Genomic DNA, 22,513 nt, shown 5'->3' with positions numbered 1-22,513 from the left:
AATTTCCTGGAATAGTTCTATAAGATAGGCTTCAATTTCTGCTGATCGTACAGAACGACGATACTTAACCGACCAAACGATGTGATAATTGACGTTGTAAACGCATGTTCTAGCGTGCTTTATATTTTCTTTTGTTATACAGATAGTCTGCCAGAAACGAAGTGTTATTCAAGTGGTATCCATAGTTTCAGGGTTACACATGGTGTATTTTTTTCTAAATTTAAGACTAAGTAGTGGATACTTTACATCATAAGAACACCTCTAAACCTAACTTAGTAGCATGTATTTGTTATTTTCGCCCAAAAGTATGTATTGTGAATTGTGGTAAATAGATACAATTTACTATTAATATGTTGCGATGCGGAAAAGAGGCGCCGGAAGGTGTGGACGGCCATTTGGGCGCTCGCCTGGTGCCTGATATATTAAGCAGAATAAGTCTTCATCTCCATCTGTGGCAAAGTCGAATAACCGGAATTGATTTGCCTCATAATAGGGAAGTTGAACATCCCAATGAATAACAGGAGGCATATTAAAGTTGGCCGAAAAAAACATACTCGCTTTCTTCAAAAGTCCCGAGCAAGCGGAAGCTGCATTGTCCCAATTAAAATCGCTGCGAATCGTTGATTCGTCGATTAACCGATTCGACGGATACCCGGGGGATGGAAGCGATCATATTGCGAATCCGATAACGAGTAATTTCTCCGGTTTGGGCTATTTGACGCTGGGCGGAGATTTCTCCGATCCTGACGCGAGCATACTGGCTTCGGCTAGTGTAAGCGCGAGCGGGATGAGCTCCGGAGGTCCGGATAATGAGGTGACCGGGCGAGACATTGTATTGACTGTGGTCGTGGAGGAAGAGGATCACGATCAAGCGATGGCAATAGTGCGCAATGCGGGAGCTATGGTCTGATCGGGTTGCAGAATCTTCCAATCGTGCGATGCCCCTATATGGAGCATTCCTCTCGAATGCTTTTGTAGAGGTGAGAACGATGATTCGAAAAAAACACTGTCTGTTTTGCAATGAGCTTGTGCCAATGGAGAAGGAGGCCGACTATGTACGGTTTGTCGGCTGCTTCTGCTCGCCTGGCGGCAGCTATCATTTGCATAGTAACAGCTATTTGACTATCCAATCCTTTTCCTATGAGAGAAAAAGAGGGCTGTTCCCCATCGTTTCAGCATATATCCGAGAGAAGACAGACGTCGGCAATCAGGTTTTCTTGACACTTGACGATATGAATGCGATACCGAATGATTCGGGCATTCCTGCATCAGTAGAGGAAAAAGAAGCGCGGCTGCTGCAGTTTTTATACAGGAATTCAGAAATTCCAGGGGAAGCGGTTGCCTTGCATCCCTTGCAGCAGCATTATAATCTGACTTATTCTCTGAATCTGCAGGAATTTGTTTATATTATTGAGAGGCTTAGAGACCAGCATCGCATTGTCCGCGAAGGCGGAACGCTCAGACTGACAGAACAAGGCTGGGAAGAGGCTGCCTTGCAATTCGGCGGTCAGAAGCAGCGGCGATGCCTCATTTTGATACCTTCTGATGAGGAGTATGGACAAGAATGGCTGGAAGTCGTTATGTCCACAGCTGAGCACTTCGGTTATACGCCGTGCTTAATGAATCAACAGGGTGACCAACAAGGCCATTCCGATCTTGTCAAATTGATGAAAGAAAGCAAGCTGATCGTATCGGATATAACGCTAACGCACCGGCCGTTACATGAATGCTTTGCCGCCGGGTATGCGGTCGCTTCGAATATTCCCGTTGTATGGACGATGAAAGGCAATCGGGGCGAAAATCACATCTCTGCTCCACTGCCGATCCGGCCCGTTCAGTGGGAATCGACGGAGGAGCTGTCGTCTGCGCTGGCACAAGCGTTGTCTGTTGTCTAATCATGAAGGGTAAAAGCTTAACCGCTTTTCCGAAGGATTGCGATTCGCCTATAATGGATATAGACGAATGGCAAGAAGGGGAGCGGGAATGTGAGTGCGACACTATTGTACATAGAGGACGATCGCGAGATTGGCAGCTTTGTCGTCGAGCATCTGCGAGAGCGGAATTACGAGGTGAAGTGGCTGAGGAGCGGGGAACGCGCATTGGAAGAGGTGGCAGGCTGTCATCTGGTTATTCTCGACATCATGCTGCCGGGGCTGGACGGCTTCACGGTAGGGCAGCGGTTGAAGCGTGCGGAGCCTGGCATTCCGATCCTGATGCTGTCGGCCCGGACTGCGATCGACGACAAGCTGCAAGGGCTGCAGTTCGCCGACGATTATGTGACGAAGCCGTTCCATCCCGAGGAGCTGGCAGCCCGGATCGAAGTGCTGCTCAGGCGTACGGGAGCGCCATCCCACGAGCCGGTGAAGGTGAAGCATCTGCTCGTCTATGAAGCGGAGAACCGGATCGTTCATGCGGACAGCGGCGAGGAGATTCCGCTTAGCGGCAAGCAGTTCCATATCTTCATGTATCTGCTGCGGCACCTGGGCCAGATTATGACGAAGGAGCAGATCTACGAATCGGTGTGGGGCGAGCCTTACCTGGAAGGCGACAAGACACTGATGGTGCATATTCGCTATCTTCGCGAGAAGATCGAGAGAGACCCCGCATCGCCGGAAATTGTAGAGACGATTCGCGGTCTTGGCTACAGGGTGAGACGATGAAGGGGATGAAGCGACGGTCGTGGAGAGAGCGCTGGTTCGCCGTCAAGTCGCTGAAAAATCAATATTTGCTCATTGTGCTGGGCGCTTTCCTGTTTATTCCCATCGTCCTGCCGGTCGCAGGCATAGCCTATATCATCTATGACAGCGTGGTCAATGATGATGGCGAGGAGAGGGAGCCCAAGTACGGCGACAGCACCCAATTGAAGGAGATGTGGTACGAAGCCGCGGCGGGAATGGATGGGCTGACGGCCGATGAGATCAGCGGAGAAATGCGGCGGCTGTACGAACAATATCCGGAGGCTTCCCTGTTCTGGGTGAACGGTGAGGGAGAGACGGTACTGCAACTGCCCCCTCAGTCAGATATTCCGCTAAAGTGGAGTGTGGACGATAGCGTCGCTTTCATGAAGCGCAGCGTGGACAGCGACCCGTTCACTGTGGTGGCGTTTCTGGGTAAGGAGCATGCCGGACCGGGCTTCATGACGATGCGAATGCCGAGAGACATTATTCGCGCGGAAGTGCCGGATACGGGTACGCCTTTCTATCTGGCTTTCGTTCTCATCGTGTTCTTGCTCTTCATTACGGTGTCGGTGCTCTTCTTCCGCCAGATCAGGCGGCGGCTGCAGCGTCTGCAGCAAGCGATGGCGCTGCGAGACAAGCATGGCGTTCCTATGCCGGTCGAGCTGGGGCAGCAGGACGAGATCGGTGCGCTGGAGTCGGCATTCAACGGCATGATCGGGCAGTTGCAGGAGAGCCGACGGCGGCAGGGTGAGGAGGAAGCGCTGCGCAAGTCGCTCATCGCCAATCTGTCGCACGATCTGCGAACGCCGCTGACGGTGATGAACGGACATCTGTACACCTTGACGCAGGAGCATCTGTCGGAGCGGGGGCGGCAATCGCTGGCGACGATGCAGGAGAAGGCGTCGGGGCTTGGAGAACTGATCGACAATCTGCTGGCCTATACCTTGATGACCAGTGGCCGCTACAAGCTGGAGCCGCAGCCGTCCGATGTGAAGCGGCTGATGCGGGAAAGCGCCGCCGCCTGGTATCCCGTATGGGAGCGGGCGGGCATCGAAGCCGATATCCGGCTGGAGGGCGAACCGCTGATGTGGGAGGTGGACAAGTCCGCGTTCCAGCGCATACTGGACAACTTGTTCCAGAACGTCGTGCGCCATGCGCCGCAAGGCCGTTATATCGGATTGTATACGGAGATGCGGGGAGGCAAGCTGGCGCTTGTCGTTGCCGACCGCGGTAACGGAATGAACGGCGGCAGCGCAAGTAAAGGAGCGGGCATTGGCATGGCCATTGTAGACTATCTGCTGTCGAGCATGCGGCTCGATTGGGAGCGGGACAGCTCCAGCGCCGGTACCCGCATTTATCTGTTCCGATCTGGTTGAATATAAAGGGGGCGTCCTCGGTAGTCGTAACAGACGGCTGCCGGGACGCCCCCTGGCTTGTCTATATGTGCTGTCTTCCCGCCGATCAGCCCAGAGTCTTCCGGGAATAGCGGATCTTCTGACCGGTTGCGATGAAGACTTATACGTCCTTCCGCTTCATATGGAGGAGCCCGCCAATGAAGAAGACGAGGAAGCTTAAGCCAACCGTAACGAGCAGATTCTCGAGCGGCAAGGTGAACGCGCCGAAGTCCATCTCCTCGCTGCGTATGAGCATCGCCAGCGCGGGCTGTGCCCAAGGGTAATAAGGGCCGTACTGTGCAGAATTGACGATGAGCATATTGGGCAAAGTAAGCGCCACGTTGACCGCAAGCGGAGCGGCGAAGCTGCTCCAGCCGATGGAAGCCCACAGCTGCAGGGCGGCCAGGGGCAGACAGGCCAGCCACCCGTTGCTGACAGCGAGCAGTGAGGCGCCCCAATCCATGCCGCCTGCAATGCCGTGGAAGCGGACGGAGAGCGCAAGGACGGCCAGCATCAGCAGCTGGGTGACTGCAAGCATGACGGCTACGATGAGGAACTTCGCCAAGTACAGGCCCGTCCGCGATACAGGCAAGCTGAGCATCGCCTTCCAGCCGCCGCCGGTATGCTCATAGCGGCAGACGAAAGCGGAGAAGATGCCCGTCATGATCGGAAGGAGCAGCAGAGCGTGCAGCGAGAAGACGGTTGATTGCAGCTGCTCGTACTGCACATCAGCCGGTACATCGTCCAGCGAAGCCAGCAGCCCAATCACAAGCGCGACGAGCGGGCTGGCGGGAATGAGCAGCCAGATAGGCGAACGGCTGAACTTGAGCCGTTCCGAAGCCAGCAGCCCCAGGAAGGATTTCAACGGCATGCTAGCTCACATCCTTTCGATTGAAATGAATAGAGCCGAGCAGCAATAGGATGAAGCCGCACAGCAAGCCTGCCCCCAGAAAGGCTCCTTCATGCGGTCCCTTGAAAGCGGCTAGCGGCCAGTTCAGCGGCAAGTATTCCGAGATCGGAAAGATCGACAGCACCGCCATCACAACCCCGATCGTAATAGGAAGCGATTGATTCCGGTATGTCACGCACATCCATAGCACGAACGCTAACACCGGCCAAGTCGCGATATAGGGGAAGAAGGCCAGCTTCGCTATAGCCGCATATGGAATGTCGGTTCCACCGAATTTCAACGCCAATCCCAATGGCACGGTTCCGATAGCAAGCAGCAGGCAAGAGACGGCCAGCAGCAGCGCTATAATGAAGAATTTCGCGCCGAATACGGCATAGCGGGAGACGGGCAAGGCGAGCAGCTGCTTCCATGCGCTGGTGTGATGCTCGATATTGGCCAGCATGGAGGCGAGTATCGTGATGCCCATAAGCAGCGCGATAGGAACGAACATGGCGATATTCTCCAGCAAGTACCTCCAGGGGTCATCTCCGTATCTGTCCATCATATAGTCGTAGCGCAGGCCGTAATTGAGCGCTTGCATGGCGATCAGTCCGACCGGGGCCAGGAAGACGAGAAACCACAGCCCTTTCCCGCGAATTTTCAGCAGATCGGCTCTTATCGCTCTGCCAATCATAAGTCGTGTCCCTCCCCTACGATTTCCAGGAATAGCGACTCCAGCGACTTCCGGTTCTCCTCTACGCGGAAGACGGATTGGCCGGAATCGACCAGCTTCTCTACTGCTCTGGCCACTGTTCGATCATCCGCAGACCCCATCGTCAGAGTCGACGACTCCGTTCCGAATGCGGCATGAATGCCCTGCGCATGCAGCGCCCTGAGCGCATGCTGCGCATCGGAGACGCGCATCGTCACCTCACTCTTCGATTGCAGCTGCAGATTGCCGATCGTATTCTGGAATACCAGCTCGCCTTGCCGGATAATGCCGACAACGGTCGCCATCTGCTCCACTTCGCTAAGCAGATGACTGGAGATGAGCACGGTAATGCCATACTGGCGTGGCATGTTCTTAATTAACTCGCGAATTTCCAGAATGCCAGCAGGGTCCAGTCCGTTCGTCGGCTCATCCAGAATGAGCAGCTCCGGATTGCCCAGAAGGGCGCTGGCAATGCCGAGCCGCTGCTTCATTCCGAGCGAGTAACCCTTGACGGGACGCTTCGCCTCCTTCGTCAGGCCGACGATCTCCAGCACCTCGTCTATGCGCTTGCGCGGGGCATCGATGATGCGGCGGATGGCTTCCAGGTTGTCAATCGCATTCAAGTGCCCATAGTTCGACGGATATTCCACCAACGAGCCTACTTTGCGCAGAATTGCCATCCGTTCCTTCGCCAGCGGCTTCCCGAATAGATGGATGCTTCCGCTAGACGGCCCAATAAGGCCGAGCAGCATTCTTATCGTCGTCGTCTTGCCCGCGCCGTTCGGGCCTAGGAAGCCGTATATTTCTCCTTTGGCAATCTGCAGATTGAGGCCGGATACCGCATATCGGCCTTTGTATCGCTTGCTAAGTCCTTTTGTTTCAATAATCCAATCCTTCACGATTATCACCTCGAGAACCAGCATATCGTCCCAAGGTTAAATGTACAGACGGCCAAGTTTAAATTCCGTTTAAATCAGGGTTGAAAGGAAAAGCTACCGGATACTCATCCACTGTGCTGTAGTGGTGAAGGGAATCGCTGGAACGTTGTCATGATAAGCGCTTTCAAGGCATTCTTTTCTGAGGGACTATTTTTGTGAATACACTTATTCTCGCAGTACCGCGCTATTAACCGTGGGATAATGGACGTGTGTGTAGAGGGATCGTATTAAAGCCATGTCGAAAAAGATAGAAAAAAGGGATTGACGTTTCCTTTTAAATCCGATAGGATTACTTGTATTATAAGGAGATCTTGGACAAGGGGAGAAAAGGAAATGGTCAACAAGAAGTGGTATGGCACATTGGTATTGTTGTTAGTTATTGCGATTGCGGCGACGGGCTGCGGTGGTAATGGCGGCGGCAAAGGGGAAAGCAAAGCGAACGCGAAGCTCCCGGCAGCTCTGCAGGAGAAAGGCGACATTAACATAAAGGTTATCCGCAGAATCGGCGGAGACGATCATACAGCGCAATTCCTGGCGGGCGCCAAGCAAGAAGGTGAAGCGCTGGGCTTCAAGGTAGATACATTCTCTGCGAACAACGATACAGCGAAGTTCCTGGATGCGATCGATCAAGCGGCCAATAGCGATGTGGATGCTGTAGTATTGTCGCACGGCAACGATGAAGCGACGGTAGAAGCGGTGCGCAAGCTGAGAGACAAGGGGATCGAAGTCGTAGCGTTCGATTCGACGGGCGATCTGTCTCAGGTGGAAGGCGTCACCTTGACGTCGCAGAAGGATGAGTCGTTGGCTCAGTTCGCGCTGGACGAGCTGGTGAAGGAGCATGGCGAGGAAGCGAAGATTGTCTATCTGTGGGTGGACGGATTCCCGCCGATGGTGCGCCGCAACAAGGTATACTCCGATACGCTGGAGAAGTACCCTGGCATTAAGGAAGTTGACCGCTTCGGCGTCGCCTCGGAGAATACGTCGGTAGAGACGCAGAATGCGGTAGCTGCCATGCTGGCGAAGCATCCGAAGGGCGAGATCAATGCGATCTTCGCGACATGGGATGCCTTCGCGATCGGTGCGGCACGCGCGCTAATCGAAGCGGGGCGCACGGAGATCAAGATCTACGGCATTGACGTCTCTAACGCTGACCTGCAGATTATGCAGCAGGCGGACAGCCCATGGGTAGCGACGGCTGCGGTGGATGCCAAGCTGATCGGCGCCGTTAACCTCAGATTGGCAGCTAAGAAGCTTGCCGGCGAAGAGACGCCTGACACATACGATCTGGATGCGGCGCTGATTACACAGGCGCAGCTGAAGGAGTCGAAGGAAGAAGTGAACGTCTCTACGCTGGCCGATGTCGTACCTGGTTGGGGCGCGTCGAACGCCTTCGAAGAGGATTGGATGAAGGCTGTGAAGGAAGCGAAGTAACGAAGCAAGAGTGTGAAGGGCAAGCTGTCTTGAGAAGGCCGGCTTGCTCTCACATGACATGGAATATGAACAAGAATGGCTGCTGCAAGCGCCCTCGTCCTTATCGGACGGGGGCGCTCAGCCCTGTTTTTAGAGGAGGTATGCCTGGTGGCAGAAGGAAGAAAGAGCAGACTGGAGATGCGGGGCATATCGATTGCCTTCCCGGGAGTGCAGGCGCTAAGCGATGTAAGCTTCCAGACGGAGGGCGGCCGCTCCCATGCGTTGATCGGAGCCAACGGAGCCGGGAAATCGACGCTGATGAAGGTGTTGTCCGGAGCGTACAATCATTACACCGGCGAGATCTGGCTGGACGGCGCGCAAGTGACGATACGCTCGCCGAAGGATGCCAAGGATCACGGCATCCAGATCGTCTACCAAGAGGTGGACACCGCGCTCATTCCCACGCTAAGCGTAGGAGAGAATATTATGCTGGAGAGAACCGTTCACGGCATGAAGGGCAGTCATATGATGAACTGGCGGCAACTGCACCGCGAGGCGGAGGCCGTCCTGCGGCAGCTGGAGGTAGGCATCCCGACGCGCAAGCTCGTGCAGGAGCTGACGCTGGCGGAGAAGCAGATGGTGCTTATCGCCCGCTCCGTATCGATGCAATGCCGCTATCTGGTACTGGACGAACCGACGGCTCCGCTTAGCCACGGAGAGACGGAAGCGCTGTTCCGCCTTATCCGGCTGCTGAAGTCGCAGAGGGTCGGCGTCATCTTCATCTCGCACCGGCTGCCGGAGCTGTTCGCCATATGTGATGATATTACGATTATGCGCGATGGGCGTCTTGTCGCCCGGGAGGCGATCGCCGCTATCGACCAACATACCGTGGTGGAGCATATGCTGGGAGCGAAGCTGGAAGGCCAATTCCCCGAACGGAAGCCGTGCATCGGCGAGAAGGCGTTCGAGGCGAAGGAGATGCAGGATGGCAGCAAGGTGCTGGATGTATCGCTGTCGATACGGAAGGGCGAGATTGTCGGACTGGCGGGGCTGGTAGGCGCGGGCAAGACGGAGCTGTGCAGGGTACTGTTCGGTGCGGCTCCTGGGGCGACAGGAGAGCTGCTGCTGCATGGTAGGAAGCTGAAGCTGGGCTCGCCGCACGACGCTGTTCGGGACGGTATCGCGCTTGTGCCGGAGGAGAGGCGCCGGGAGGGCGTGCTGGTCGACGAATCCGTCACGGCGAATTTGACGGTGGCCAGTCTGTCGAAGTATGCCGGGCTCTTGTCTTGGGTGAGCAAGCGGAAGGAACGTGCGGCAGGCGGAGAGATGATCGCGAAGCTGGGCGTGAAGACGCCGCACGGCGAGACGAAGGTGCGCAACCTGTCCGGCGGCAATCAGCAGAAGATTGCGATTGGCAAGTGGCTGCTGGCGGATGCGGAGGTGTACATCTTCGACGAGCCGACCAAGGGCGTCGATGTCGGAGCGAAGCGCGATATATATGAGTTGATTGCCGAGCTTGCGGCGCGAGGGAAGTGCGTCCTGTATGCATCCAGTGAAATACCGGAGATTATGGGCATCACCGATCGTGTCTACGTCATGTATGACGGACGGGTTATGGCGGAATTGACGACGAACGATACGAGCGAGGAAGAAATCATGCTGTACAGCACGGGAGGCACAAAGCAATGAGTAAAGCGGGATCGATGTCGCAGGGGAAGAATTTCGGAGTATTCCAGTTTTTATATCAATACGGCACGCTGATAACGGTATTGCTGCTTATCGTCTTCTTCAGCTTCGCGGCGGACAATTTCTTGAACTACAACAACATTATTAACATATTGCGCGCCATCTCCATCGTGACGATTATTGCCATCGGCTTGACGATATCGCTTGCCGTGGGAGGCTTCGACTTGTCGGTAGGATCTACGGCTTCGCTTGCGAATGCGATCGTGATCTCCATGTTCGTCTGGCACGGGCAGAATATCGGCGTGGGGCTGGCGGTGACGATTGCTTTCTGCCTGGTGGTGGGGCTGGTCAACGCCTTGCTCGTCATTAACTTCAAGATTCAGGATATGCTGATGACGCTGGCGACCATGTTCGTGTTCCAGGGTGTGGCGATGACGTATACGAGAGGAGCGACGGTATCGCAAAATATGATCATGCCGAGCGGAGAGTATGCAACAGGCAAAATTCCGGACATATTCGGTCAACTCGGCAAGGTGCCGTGGATTATTATTATCATGCTGCTCGCCGTCCTTGTCGTTCACGTGTTCCTGAACTATACGAAGCATGGGCGGTTTATGTATATGATCGGAGGCAATCCGGAGGCGGCCAAGCTGTCCGGCATCGCCGTGAGCAAGTACCGGCTGCTCGCATACTTGCTGTCTGCCCTGTTCGCTTGCATCGGCGGTGTTATACTGGGAGCGAGAGTGATGTCGGCAGAGGTCAACTCCGGCGGCTCGTATTTGATGGACGCGGTTGCGGCAGCCTTTATCGGCTACTCTGTATTGGGCGCCGGCAAGCCCAATGCGTTCGGAACGTTCGTCGGTGCGGTGCTAATCGGCATTTTGTCCAACGGGCTGATCATGCTGTCGGTGCCTTATTACGCCATGGACATTGTGAAGGGCTCCGTGCTGGCACTGGCGTTGGGCATTACCTACTATAAGAGAAACCACGCGTAATAGCTGCTCTGGCGCGCCGAAATATCAGCCTCCTATCCCACTTGTGAGTGGGGCAGAAGGCTTCTTATTTACTCGGTAGCGGCTTCTATTCTATGACCAATTTCTCATAATTCACCTCTCTACTATCATACTAAAGTCCTGCTATTCCGATATATGGAAGTGAGGATGAAAATATGGGACAAGGAGCTCTGGTGAGAAAATGAAGCATTGGATGTTCAAAGGGATTATTCTTGTGTTGATAGCTATTGTAGCGGCATCTTGCTCTAGCGAGAAGAAGTTGGAGAAGCTTGGATATGATCAGGATAGCATAACTGAAGCAGTGGAGGGCAATTATGAGAAGGTTATCACCGAGAACAAGGTCCAGTACGAGGACTACCAGAAAATAATAAACAGCCCTTATTACGATGAGGCGAATATAAATCATTACTTGCGCTTGCTTTATCATACTTTTGATGTAGAAGAGCTGGACAAGCTGGTCGCAGGCGTGAATTTAATTCATAGATCCGCCGATTCAAGCACCCCCGGCAGCAAGAGTTATAATGAGTGGCGAAATGAGATCGATAGCACTTTAAAGCCGACACTAGAGTTGAAGGCGACTGAAGTACAAGCATCTATGCAAGGAGATAGCAAGCAAGCGATTCAAAACATATTACAAGCGAAAAGTGTATTTGACGGAGATTTGATTAAGCAGGCTATTATTACAACGGACATGAAGCTTGAGACGCCGGGAGAATATGATGTGAAGGTAGAAGTTCAGGATTCCAAAGGCTATTCAGCGGTGCTTGAAGAGCAAGTTCATGTGGTGGATAACATGCCGCCCTCCATTGAAGCGCCCGGCAGTATCGAGATTTTTATGGGAGAAGCGCTGGATATGCTGGCCGGTGTTAAGGTTGAAGACAATCTCGATGGAGATATGACTGCTGCCGTCACTATGGACATGGGTGATTTTACTTCCGACAAAGCGGGACAATACAGAATTGTCTATAAAGCGGTGGACAAGTCGGGCAATGAAGGCGTTCATCCGGTAACTGTTACGGTATTGCCGGTCGTTAAGTTGAATGAATCGTTTGAAGTCAATAAATATACGATTAACGTAAAATCTTGTTCGTACAACAGAACCGATAGCGAGCCAGTCGATTATTTCTACCAATATTACAATGCGGATGAAAATCAAACTTTTTTAATTTGCAAAGTGCAAATTAAAAATGAGCATGACATTCAAAGATCTCCATTTGAAATTTTCGGTGACGATAAACAGAAATTGCGCGCCGAGTTAATCTACGATGGCAATTATACCTATGGTGACGTAGCGCATGGGTTGGAGAATAACTGGTATGATACATTTATGTCCTTAAAGCCTTTAACAAGCAGTACGAAAAATTTAACGTTTGAAGTGCCTATGGAAGTAAAGGAATCGGGAAAGAGTGTTGTTCTGCAATTCTCCAGCTATAGCACATCAGATGATACCGTAAATCTAAAATTAAAATAGAGCAAAAAGAAAGCGACATCCAGCTTCACATGAAAGAGGCCGACCGGGCAATACTGCTCGTTCGGCCTCTTGCTATTCAGCTCATCCGTTCCTTACCCACCGTTGCCGAGCTCGACGAAGTCGTCGCGGTACCGCTCGTAGTCTGCCAAGCTGCATTCCAGCTTCATGCGCGTGCCTTCCGCTTCGTAGCTCGTCTCGAGCACATGGGCGCGTTCATTGAAGTAGGAGATCAGGCGTCCCTGGTTGAACGGAATGAGAATTTCGCGCTTCACATAGTTTTTGAAGACGTGGTTCCGGATGAGCTCGACGAGCTCCAGAAGGCCTTTACCCTCATGAACGGAAAGGAACACATCCTGCCCCACTACGCGCGGGTACGGATATTCCATCAGATCGCACTTGTTGTAAGCATAAATTGTCGGAATGTCTTTGGCTCCCAGATCGCCCAGCGTCTCGTTCGTCACTTGGATCATCTGCTCGTAATCGGGGTTGGAATAGTCGACGACATGAACGAGCAGGTCCGCCTCCGTTACTTCCTCCAGCGTGGAGCGGAACGCCTTCACCAGATGATGGGGAAGCTGGCTGACGAAGCCGACTGTATCCGTCAGCAGGAACGACTTGTGATCCGGCAGCTCAATGCTTCGCACGGACGTCTCCAGCGTGGCGAACAGCATGTTCTGGGCGAACACTTCCTTCTCCGTATCAGGATCGAAATGCCGCAACAGCGCATTCATCAAGCTGGACTTGCCCGTATTGGTATAGCCGACGAGACAGACAGAGGGCACTTCGTTCTTCTTTCGCTTCTTCCGCTGCAGTTGGCGGGTGGCGACCAGCTTCTCCAACTCCGCCTGCAGCGCGGTGATCCGCTCCTCAATTCTCCGGCGGTCCAGCTCCAGCTTCGTCTCGCCGGCACCTCTGTTCCGCAGTCCCGTACCGCCGCCTTGACGGCTCAAGGAAGCCCGCAATCCGACGAGGCGGGGAAGGGAGTACTGCAGGCGGGCAACCTCGACCTGCAGCTGCGCTTCACGCGTCTTCGCCCGTTCCGCGAAGATGTCCAGAATCAACACAGTCCGGTCGATAACCGTTCGGTCCAGATCCGACTCCAGATTGCGTATCTGGGACGGAGACAGCTCATCGTTGAAGATAATCATGTCGGCATCCAGCCCGTCGGCAAGCACGCGAAGCTCCTGCAGCTTGCCGGTGCCGATGTAATGAGAGGGATTGACCCGGCTGGCCTTCTGTCCCATCTCTCCCACGACCTCCAGATTGCGCGCTTCGGCGAGACTGGCAAGCTCCCCCATCGCGTATTGGAAGTCAGAATCGCTATTTAATTGCACGCCAACGATAATGGCGGTATCCTTCTGTTCTTGATCCATCATATAAGATTCATCCTCTCACAAACGTAATTTTCCATTAAAAAAACACAGACGAATCCGCCTGTGTTCATAGCTCACGCATGAGGATATAGGGAATGGTCTTCTATAGCGTTGGAAATTGAATAGCAGCCAACGCACCCCGGTAAGCGGCTAACGCTTGCGCCGGAAGCCGGATGGACATGCCAGCCGGGCGTCACGTGTGCAGGCACAACTATGCCAATGTACATTGTACGGGCATCGCTGCACGGGCGTTGACGAATCATCAAAATCCAGCTATAGACGGTTACATGGAAAAGTGAACAGACCAATCCTGAGTCCTCTGCGCACAGGCAGAGCTATCGCGTATTGCAGGCAGCAACGGCATGATCAGCGCTACATTCTTCATCAGTGTCGCCCTAATCATACGTCAGCCATTCATCGCGGAACAAGCTTGTGCCGCATCTTAATAACGGCAGTAGCTGCAGCGCTTGTTAGCCGCGCACTGTTCTGACTCGGATATAATCGATCACCTGTAACCCTCCATTCTTTGGAATGAAAACAGTGTAGCATACCGGCGAGGAAGTGGCAACAGCCAAGTTCTCAGCCAAGTCTTCTTGGCAACGTGTCCGCTCAACTCCGAATGGCATCGATAGGGGGGCTTATACTTTATTTCGATTTTGGCATATTCTTGTCCAATATTGGCTATTGTCATAAATAATGGTGGATGCGAACAATGGGCTGCTGTATGATACGGTTGTAAGCGATTTAGTTGCCAATATGAGGGGGATGGAATATGGGGAACAAACTTAAATTCGGTATTGTTGGAACAGGCAACATCTTCAAGGCGGCGCACTTGAAACCGCTGCTGGAGCATCCCGAAGTGGAAATTGTCGCATTATGCGATATTAACGGCGAACGGGCTCAGGGATTGGCTGACGCCCATGGCATTAAGCATGTCTATACGGATTACAGGGAGATGCTGGACGCCTGCGAGCTGGATGCCGTTGATATATGCACCCCGAATCTGTACCATTCCGAAGTGGCGATCGCGGCACTGTCGAAGGGGCTGCACGTATTCTGCGAGAAGCCGGATGCGGTCAATCCCGACGAAGCGAGGAGGATGGCCGATGCTGCGGAAGCAGGCGGCAAGACATTAATGGTTATGAGGAACAACCGATTCACGCCGGCTTCCAAATTTCTGAAGCGATACATTGAAGAAGGGCAGATGGGCGAAGTCTACACGGGGCGCTGCGGCTGGGTACGGCGCCGAGGCATTCCCGGCAAGGGTGGCTGGTTCACGACGAAGGAGCTGTCGGGCGGGGGCCCGCTGATCGATCTGGGCGTACATATGATTGACCTGACAATCTGGCTGATGGGCAATCCGAAGCCGGTAGCGGTGACCGGAGCGACGTATACGAAGTTTGCCAATGACGAGATTTCGGATTCCGTTCACAGTTCTTTCGGAGAGAAGCAAGAGGATGGCACCTTCGACGTAGAGGACTTGGCGATCGGCTTTATCCGATTCGATAACGGAGCGTCGTTGCAGATTGAATTCAGTTGGGCGTCCAATATTGGCGAAGAGAAGAATTTCGTGGAGCTAAGGGGGACGAAGTCCGGTTCGGCAATGGCTAACGGCCAGCTTGAGATTTACTCTGAGACGGCTGGACAATTAACGAATGTTACGCCTGTATTGAAGGGCGGCAATCCAGATGCCCACGGGGAGAATCTTCGTCATTTCATCGATGTGCTGCAGAAGCGGGCGGAGCCGATCTTCTTGCCGGAGCAAGGCGTCGATATGATCAAAATCCTGGATGCCATCTATACTTCCGCGGCAACGGGAAGAGAGGTCAGACTGGCCGACTAGCCGAGCTTGGGACTATCGGGTGATTTCGACACACTTCACAACATGTTACAATACGTGAAATAGAGATTGGAGCATGTTGGAGGTGTGGAGGGAGAAACATGAGAAGAAATAGTGCAGCAGCGGCCGTTCTGGCGGCATTCATCTGGCTCGCAGGCTGCGGTGCATCAGGCAGCGCGTTGGATGAAGCGGATAAGGTGAAGGATGGCGTTGAAGTATCGGAAGACGGAAGCGAAGTGACGATCTATTCCTCGGACGACGGGGAAATAACTGTGAGAAGCGATAACGATGGAGAGTCCATTCAAATCGACGGCGAGAATAAACAAACCGGCGAAAACATCACGATGTCGAACGAGCAGGAGCTGCCCGAGGGACTGCCGGAGCTGATTGATTTGCCGGACGACGCGGTCATCATTACATCCACCAAGACAACCGGAGAAGATGGGCTGAACAGTTATCTCGTAGCTTTCCAGACGATGAAGAGCATTGCGGAATGCGGCGAGCAGTATGAAGGCATATTTGAGACTCTCGGCTTTGAGGTTGCGCGGCTGGATACGGATGGGACTGCAGTGCTGACAGGCGATAATACTTCGGGTGCTTTCACTGTCATGATTATGGAGAACGAGCAGGAAGGCGCCAGGGAAGTGACGATTTCATATACGGAGAAGCAATAATAAGGCGTAACAACGACAAGAGGCTGTCCCGGGGGACAGCCTCTATGCTTCATGTCATTAAATATAACCCAGCAGCTGTAGCAAACGCTCCATAAGCATGACCGCTTCAGCTCGTGTGATGGCTTCCCGAGGGGCTAATGCAGTCGGTGTCCGGCCGTTGAACAGGCCTTCCTTGACCGCCAGCGCCATGCTGGTCATAGCGTAGTCTGCGTCCGTCGCATCGGCATATGCTTGCAGCGCATCCTCTTCTTCTTCGCTTGTAAGAGCTGTGTCGTATCCTGCAAGCTGCAACGCCCTGTTCAGGATAACGGCTGCTTCCACTCGTGTGATGGAACGTTCCGGACGGAAGGAGCCGTCTTCGTATCCGCCAATAAGACCGGCATTGACAGCGGCATTGACCTCATCCATGAACCAGGCGTCAGAAGCGACATCGGAGAAGGATGATTCGCTCTCTCCAGCGTGCTGCAAGCCCATGACGCGATTCATTAATGCCATGAATTCCGCACGGTTGACAGGTTGTTCCGGAGCGAAGGAGTGAGCTGTACGCCCTTCCACGATAAGTCGGCCCGCCATGCGCGAGATCGCTGCCTCGGCCCAGTGGCCGCTGGTGTCGGCGAAGGAGATGTTGCTGTTGCTGTGATATAGGGCGTATTGATCATTGCCATTGCTGAAGAACGTCGCTTCCCCTTCCTGCAATCGGCTTGGAACGAAGCGGAGTTCGCCCGTCGCTGGATGCGGCACAACGACAATGGCGCCTTCCGGCTGCGTCTCTTCGGTGCGCAAGGCCAGCTTCTGTCCATGCGGCAGAGCAATAGGCTCCGATAGGATGGATCCTCCCTCTTGATCCACTATACTGAGCGAGAATGTCACCCATGGCGACAGAAGTCCGCTTGCAGCCTGCTCGTCAGTCTCGCCATCAGATGGCTGCTTCCCGGTGATAGCGATGCGAATGAAGGAGTTCTCTATAGGCTGGCCATCCTCCAACAGCGCCTCCCAGTTCTTCAGCGGCAATCGGCCGATATCCAGTGTCCACGAGCCCAGCTCCGTCCGGATTACCAGGTTACCTTCACTCATCGTACTGATGAGCGAAGAGACGGGAATGACCGCCGCTTCCTCCGTATGAATAACCACTTGCTCGTATGCCTCGAACAGCTTATCCAGCAGTTGGCTGTCTATAGGCTGCTCCGCAATATCCTCGGGCAGTGTGACGGTGTTGCCGTCCACGGTCGGTAATACTGGAGGCTGTCCTACGGGTGGATAAGTTGGCGGTTCGACCGGCTTCGGCTTCGCCGGAATCACTTCAATCTCGATCGCCGATGCGGTCAGCAATCGCCCATCCAGTATAACTTGTGCCGTAATGGATGCTGTTCCGACGGATTGGCCGATCAACTGATTGCCGCTTACCGACACAATATCCGGGGCGCTTGAAGTGTAGATGACCTCGGCGCCGCCCAATTGAGCAAGCTTGCCGTTCTTCTGCATCACCGATACGGACGCCGTAGCAGCCTCTCCCACCTCAATTGTGCTCTTATCCGCATGCAAGCTCGCGCTATCCAATTGCACGGGCACTTTGTGCAGCTTGCTTCCTTGCGCATAGTACAGACTGCCGTCCTCGCCCATCGTCATCAGATTGACAGTGCCGGGGATCACTTGCTTAGAGCGCAGATCAGCGGGATCGATCGCCATCAGCTTCCTGCCGATCGTAGAATAGATCAATCCGTCTTCTCCCCAGCGGATATAATAAGGTCTGAATTTGCTCGTATTGAAAGGCGAAGCTGTAATGACCTTGCTCTTCACGATTTCCAGCGTCTCCGGATGCATGGCGAACAAGGCGGCATCGTAGCCTGAGCTCTGGTCGATGAAGCCGTCCAGAATGCCCCAGATTAATCCGTCAGGACCGACCGACAGCTCGCCGATGAGCTTCACTTCGCCATTGACGCCGGGAATTCTCGGTGTGAACGGTGCTTGAATCATCGTATGGGTGACAGTATCATAGACGAACATCTTCGCCTCTGCATCTGGCGTCTCGCTGCCGAGACCTCCCCAGACGGAGGTGCCTCCATAGATTTTGCCATCCAGATAAGCCAGACCGAACAAGCTCTGATCGGGTACGATATGGCGCACCGTCTCGGTGTTCACCGCGATGCTTCCGCCCGCTTGCTCCGATTCCTCCAGTATGGTCAAAGCCCCGCCAAGTTGGCCGTATGTCGGGAATGTGCCGATGAACAGCTTGCCGTCACCGGAAGTCATCGTGAACGGCCGATCCTGATCTGCTTCTATATCTGCTGCCAGGCCGGGATTGCCCTCGCCGAGCTCGTTGTATTGGAACGGCTTGTCCCGATCAAGGCGATACATGACCGCTCCGGAATAGGTGCCGAAGTAGACGGCGTCGTTCAGGAAGCTGATCCCCTCCGGCTGATGGAATTCCTTATTGCGGTAGACGAATTCCCCGCTGTCCAGATCGTAGATACTCATGCCTCTCTGATAGCCGCCCATGTACAGGGAGGTGCCATCGCTCTCCATGGCGTTGATGCTCGTAGCGGATGCAGGCACCTGCACGGCATGCTCCGTATAACGCTTGGTAGCTGGATCCAGCAGGAAGGACTCGCCGAAGGCAGCCATGCCCGCCAATACTTGAACGCCTTGCAGCGGCCCGCTGTCCGGCGTTATCCACGCATGATTCTTGATCGCTGTATCGGCCGGCAATTCGGGAATATTGTCGACAAGTGCAGAGCTGTTGTTCGCTATGTCGTAAGCGTATAGCTCCCCTGCCAGCTTGTAGTACACCAGATTGGGCTGATTCGGCGAAGGAGGCGCAAGCTTGGATTGGAACTCCAGCGTGTTGATTAGCTCGCCGGATTGCTCGTCGATCACGAACAGGTCCTTCCCGCCGTAGACGAACAGTTTGCCGCCATAGACGTCGATTTCCGACAAAGTGCGACTGGTGCCGGAGACGCCGGGAATAAGCACTTCCGATTTGTCGCCAGTCTCCCGGTCATAGCGCATAAGATGCGCAGTCGTTCCTATGCCTACGTAGACGTAGTCCTCCGTTACGCCCAGCCCCCGGGCATATTGCTGCCCATCCTTCGCGACACCCCAGTCGCTGAATTCACCGGAAGCAATGTCGTATTCGAAGACGCGTCCCATGTTGGTGCTGGAGAAGGTGCTGCCGTATATTTTCCCGTCCGAGCTTGCCTTCAGATCGAACACCTGCTTGTTGGAAGGATTCAGCCCCAGCGCCTCGATGGTGCGTTCCGCTGTCACATAGCGATAGAGCATGCCGTTCGAGCTGAAATACATGTTATCGTCGGAGCCCTTGGCTATCGACCAGATTGTATCGCCTGATCCGGCGATCTGCTGCGTGAACTTCAACTCTCCCGTGGATGCATCGACAACGTGGAAGGATACCGGCGATCCGACAGTCGCAATATATTGCTCCCACTTGCCGTCCGGTCCAATGCCGTATGCAGCGGCTTGGGAGAGGGCGTAGGATACGGCATCCCCAATCATGACCGGCTCATCGAAGTGCAGTTGCAGCGGATTAGCCGCCACGACGCGCTCCAGCTTCACATGATCGATATAAGCCTTCGTTCCAACCCCTGAAGCACCGTAATAAAAGGAGACCTGGGCATAGTCCGCATCTGCGGGAGCGATGCCCTCCAGCGCAATCTCCTTCCACTGGCCGACTGTATTGGCGAGCACATTGATCTGGCCGCCCGTCAGATCTGTGTCAGAGCCATTCTTCTTGAAGTGCAGGTAGACCCGGACACTCTTCGCCTCCACGTAAATGCTGGAGGTCAGCTTATATTTCTCGCCGGGGGTTACAGGCACAAGCTCGCTTAATACCTGAAGAGACTTCTTCGAGTTATCATCCGTCATATACAGACTGTTGGTGCTTGAACCGTACACACTGTTGGCAACGCTTACACGAAGCCCCTCTTGAGGCAGCTCAGGTATGGTCGTCCAGCCGGGATAATCCCCCAAGGCTTCTTCGAAGCCGTTATTCGGGAACGGTACCTCCTCGTACACCTCGTCCGCGGCATGGGCTGCCTTCGGCGCGGTCATCATGGCCGGAATAGCTAACGCGATGCACAGAAGCGCGGCGGTAAATTTAGTCCAATTCATTGTTCGTACCCTCCTGAATAGTGATTTGACCTCTCTATCAAACTTCCGTTATGGCTGCATGGAGGAAGATTGTGAGGATTTGAAGACAAGACTAATGCCAGTGTCATCCAATTGTCAATGTCATTTTTAACCATTAATTATGTGAATTATCATGAATTACATGAAAAAACCTTATGTTTATAAGGCTTTGTTTGATGTGGTGTTTTTTTGTGAAGGGAATCCGGCCTGCTGAACAGCAGGAAAAGATGCTTAAGATTTTCTTGTTTTTATTAAGATTGCATAATTCCTTATTGGCGGCATATCCCCCATAATGATACGGAGAAAGCGGATACAGCAAATACTTCTTAGCAAAAGGGGAACTTGATATGAATGTGACGGGGATGCCGCGGAGAGCGGATACGTGGAGGACCATCGTCAAAGACTGGGATCTTTACTTGATGCTTATACCGGGATTATTATTTTTACTTTTATTAAAATATACGCCAATGTATGGTCTAATTATAGCTTTTCAGGATTTTAGTATCTTTAAGGGGATAAGCGGGAGCGACTGGGTCGGATTGAAGCATTTCGAGCGCCTGGTCGTCAACGACCAGTTTCTCAATGTACTGGCCAATACGCTCATCATCAGCGTGTATAAGCTCCTGTTCCTGTTTCCGGCCCCTATCCTCATAGCGGTGCTAATGAACGAGATCAGGAAGCTGATGTTCAAGCGGGTCGTACAGTCCGTCATTTACCTCCCGCATTTCATTTCGTGGGTCATCATCAGCGGTCTCTTCATCAACCTGCTGTCGCTTAACGACGGCATTGTGAATACGATTATCGCCAAGCTTGGCGGAGAGCACATTGCCTTCTTCATGGATCAGAGCGTATTCCGCGGATTGCTCGTCCTTACCGAAGGGTGGAAGGAGGTCGGCTGGGGAACGATTATCTACTTGGCCGCGATAGCGGGCATTGATCCTCAGTTGTACGAGGCGGCGAAGATGGACGGGGCCAGCAAGCTGCAACAGATGATTCACGTCACGCTGCCGGGCATCTTCTCCACCATTGTGCTGATGCTTATCCTGCGGCTGGGCAATATGCTGGAGGCCGGGACGGAGCAGATTCTCGTCATGTATAATCCGGTCGTCTACGATGTTGCGGATGTTATCGGCACTTATGTGTATCGGGTCGGCATAGGGGCCTCGGATTACAGCTTCTCTACCGCTGTGGGCATGTTCGAATCGGTCATCGCATTTACGCTCGTCGTCTCGGGCAATGCGATATGCAAGAAGTTTCTGGGAAGGAGCATTTGGTAATGGGAGCGACAAGCGAACCGGCCATCCGGCAAAATAAGAAAAGCGGCAACACGATCAAGCTTTCCGCGGGAGAGAGAATCTTTACCGTATGCAATTACGCTTTTTTCACCCTATTGGGCATCATGACCTTGTTTCCCTTTCTCAACGTCATTGCCAAGTCATTCAGCAGCGAGGCGGCGGTCGTATCCGGCATTGTGACGATCTATCCGATTGACTTCCAGATCGGCACCTACAAGCTGGTATTGGCCAACAGCCAATTCATTAATTCTTTCAAGATTACCATCTTCGTGACGGTGGTCGGAACGCTGGCATCCTTGCTTATGACCGTGCTGGCGGCTTATCCGCTGTCCAAGCCGGGGTTGAAGTTCCGTAAGCCGCTGCTGCTCATCTACGTGTTCACGATGCTGTTCAACGGCGGCATTATTCCCTCCTATCTGGTCATGCGGGAGCTGGAGCTTGTCAATACCGTATGGGCGCTGTTCGTGCCGGGGCTTGTTAACGTATTCTATATGCTTATCGTCAAAAACTTCTTCGAAGCGCTGCCGGACGGCCTGGAGGAATCGGCGAAGCTTGACGGGGCATCGAACATGCGCATCCTGTTCAATATTATATTGCCTCTATCGAAGCCGGTGCTGGCGACAGTGGGATTGTTCTATGCGGTTCTGCTGTGGAACAGCTACTTTAACGCCATGATCTATATCACCTCGGCCGAGCTGAAGACATTGCAGCTTTACTTGAAGGAACTGATCGCTTCCACGCAGGAAGTGCTCACGACAGCCGGGCAGATCGACGTCAACCGCGATTTGAATCAGGCGCCGGAGGCGGTGCGCGCCGCATCCATCGTGACGGCTACCGTTCCTATTCTGCTGGTCTATCCTTTCCTGCAGAAGCATTTTGTTAAAGGTGTGCTGGTCGGTTCGGTAAAAGGTTGAGAAACGCCATATCATTCCTTCCATCGCTTCCTGTTTTCAATCTAGCGATGGGAGGTTTTTCTGCTATCATGAAGAGTGACAGC

At 53.5% G+C, this 22,513-nt stretch carries 18 protein-coding genes; 12 read left to right on the top strand and 6 right to left on the bottom strand.

The features are described 5' to 3' along the window. On the bottom strand, nucleotides 1-123 hold a 123-nt coding region (locus tag M6D81_RS31925), incomplete at its 3' end, for a transposase (RefSeq protein WP_410795798.1). 412 nt (nucleotides 124-535) lie between these two features. Here M6D81_RS31925 and M6D81_RS26400 point away from each other — a divergent pair. The 4 genes from M6D81_RS26400 (at nucleotide 536) to M6D81_RS26385 (ending at nucleotide 4,054) form a co-directional block, all read left to right on the top strand. Beyond that, nucleotides 536-910: a hypothetical protein gene (locus M6D81_RS26400; RefSeq protein WP_262680169.1), complete on the top strand. Its 375-nt coding sequence runs from the start codon at nucleotides 536-538 to the stop codon at nucleotides 908-910. Nucleotides 911-989: 79 nt separating this feature from the next. Then, nucleotides 990-1,895, top strand: a complete 906-nt coding sequence (locus M6D81_RS26395; RefSeq protein WP_262680168.1) for a hypothetical protein — start codon at nucleotides 990-992, stop codon at nucleotides 1,893-1,895. A gap of 90 nt (nucleotides 1,896-1,985) precedes the next feature. Continuing rightward, a complete protein-coding gene (locus tag M6D81_RS26390; protein WP_262680167.1) occupies nucleotides 1,986-2,660 on the top strand; it encodes a response regulator transcription factor in 675 nt (224 codons plus the stop codon). After that, nucleotides 2,657-4,054, top strand: coding sequence for a HAMP domain-containing sensor histidine kinase (locus M6D81_RS26385; RefSeq protein ID WP_262680166.1), 1,398 nt, complete (start codon nucleotides 2,657-2,659; stop codon nucleotides 4,052-4,054). Before M6D81_RS26390 ends, M6D81_RS26385 begins: the two co-directional genes overlap by 4 nt. A 139-nt stretch (nucleotides 4,055-4,193) precedes the next feature. Here the strand turns inward: M6D81_RS26385 and M6D81_RS26380 are convergent, their stop codons facing one another. Genes M6D81_RS26380 through M6D81_RS26370 form a run of 3 tightly spaced genes read right to left on the bottom strand, consistent with a single transcriptional unit; the run spans nucleotide 4,194 to nucleotide 6,572 of the window. Next, the gene (locus M6D81_RS26380) at nucleotides 4,194-4,943 is read right to left on the bottom strand and encodes an ABC transporter permease (protein WP_317259169.1); all 750 of its coding nucleotides are present in this window, start codon (nucleotides 4,941-4,943) and stop codon (nucleotides 4,194-4,196) included. Between the two features lies 1 nt (nucleotide 4,944). Further along, nucleotides 4,945-5,655 carry an ABC transporter permease gene (locus M6D81_RS26375; protein WP_262680165.1) on the bottom strand — a complete coding sequence of 237 codons (711 nt, stop codon included), beginning with the start codon at nucleotides 5,653-5,655 and terminating at the stop codon, nucleotides 4,945-4,947. Then, nucleotides 5,652-6,572: an ABC transporter ATP-binding protein gene (locus M6D81_RS26370; RefSeq protein ID WP_262680164.1), complete on the bottom strand. Its 921-nt coding sequence runs from the start codon at nucleotides 6,570-6,572 to the stop codon at nucleotides 5,652-5,654. Before M6D81_RS26370 ends, M6D81_RS26375 begins: the two co-directional genes overlap by 4 nt. 372 nt (nucleotides 6,573-6,944) lie before the next feature. Between M6D81_RS26370 and M6D81_RS26365 the strand changes: the two genes are divergently transcribed. The 4 genes from M6D81_RS26365 to M6D81_RS26350 all read left to right on the top strand — a co-directional run bounded on the left by M6D81_RS26365 (nucleotide 6,945) and on the right by M6D81_RS26350 (nucleotide 12,191). Next, entirely contained in the window at nucleotides 6,945-8,042 is a 1,098-nt protein-coding gene (locus tag M6D81_RS26365) for a sugar ABC transporter substrate-binding protein (protein ID WP_262680163.1), read from the top strand. 177 nt (nucleotides 8,043-8,219) lie between these two features. After that, the gene (locus M6D81_RS26360; protein ID WP_262680174.1) at nucleotides 8,220-9,710 is read left to right on the top strand and encodes a sugar ABC transporter ATP-binding protein; all 1,491 of its coding nucleotides are present in this window, start codon (nucleotides 8,220-8,222) and stop codon (nucleotides 9,708-9,710) included. Then, nucleotides 9,707-10,702, top strand: coding sequence for an ABC transporter permease (locus tag M6D81_RS26355; RefSeq protein ID WP_262680162.1), 996 nt, complete (start codon nucleotides 9,707-9,709; stop codon nucleotides 10,700-10,702). The genes M6D81_RS26360 and M6D81_RS26355 overlap by 4 nt, the downstream gene beginning before the upstream one ends. Before the next feature lie 199 nt (nucleotides 10,703-10,901). Continuing rightward, entirely contained in the window at nucleotides 10,902-12,191 is a 1,290-nt protein-coding gene (locus M6D81_RS26350) for an immunoglobulin-like domain-containing protein (protein ID WP_262680161.1), read from the top strand. 92 nt (nucleotides 12,192-12,283) lie between these two features. Here the strand turns inward: M6D81_RS26350 and hflX are convergent, their stop codons facing one another. After that, complete coding sequence (hflX, locus tag M6D81_RS26345) at nucleotides 12,284-13,564, bottom strand: GTPase HflX (protein WP_262680173.1); 1,281 nt, start codon at nucleotides 13,562-13,564, stop codon at nucleotides 12,284-12,286. A 772-nt stretch (nucleotides 13,565-14,336) separates the two neighbouring features. On the opposite strand from hflX, the gene M6D81_RS26340 reads away from it, so the two are divergent. Both M6D81_RS26340 and M6D81_RS26335 read left to right on the top strand, forming a co-directional pair. Then, nucleotides 14,337-15,407 carry a Gfo/Idh/MocA family protein gene (locus M6D81_RS26340; RefSeq protein WP_262680160.1) on the top strand — a complete coding sequence of 357 codons (1,071 nt, stop codon included), beginning with the start codon at nucleotides 14,337-14,339 and terminating at the stop codon, nucleotides 15,405-15,407. Between the two features lie 98 nt (nucleotides 15,408-15,505). Then, the gene (locus M6D81_RS26335; protein WP_262680159.1) at nucleotides 15,506-16,078 is read left to right on the top strand and encodes a hypothetical protein; all 573 of its coding nucleotides are present in this window, start codon (nucleotides 15,506-15,508) and stop codon (nucleotides 16,076-16,078) included. A 57-nt stretch (nucleotides 16,079-16,135) separates the two neighbouring features. On the opposite strand, the gene M6D81_RS26330 is transcribed toward M6D81_RS26335, so the two are convergent. Continuing rightward, nucleotides 16,136-20,203: an S-layer homology domain-containing protein gene (locus tag M6D81_RS26330; protein ID WP_262680158.1), complete on the bottom strand. Its 4,068-nt coding sequence runs from the start codon at nucleotides 20,201-20,203 to the stop codon at nucleotides 16,136-16,138. A gap of 365 nt (nucleotides 20,204-20,568) precedes the next feature. On the opposite strand from M6D81_RS26330, the gene M6D81_RS26325 reads away from it, so the two are divergent. Together M6D81_RS26325 and M6D81_RS26320 are read left to right on the top strand one after the other, a co-directional pair. Next, on the top strand, nucleotides 20,569-21,498 hold the full coding sequence (locus tag M6D81_RS26325; RefSeq protein WP_262680157.1) for an ABC transporter permease: 930 nt from the start codon (nucleotides 20,569-20,571) through the stop codon (nucleotides 21,496-21,498). After that, complete coding sequence (locus M6D81_RS26320; protein ID WP_262680156.1) at nucleotides 21,498-22,430, top strand: carbohydrate ABC transporter permease; 933 nt, start codon at nucleotides 21,498-21,500, stop codon at nucleotides 22,428-22,430. Before M6D81_RS26325 ends, M6D81_RS26320 begins: the two co-directional genes overlap by 1 nt. The last annotated feature ends 83 nt before the right edge of the window (nucleotides 22,431-22,513 follow it).

Source organism: Paenibacillus sp. J5C2022 (assembly GCF_025567625.1).
GTDB lineage: Bacteria > Bacillota > Bacilli > Paenibacillales > Paenibacillaceae > Pristimantibacillus.
This window is presented reverse-complemented; position numbering and strand designations above follow the sequence as displayed.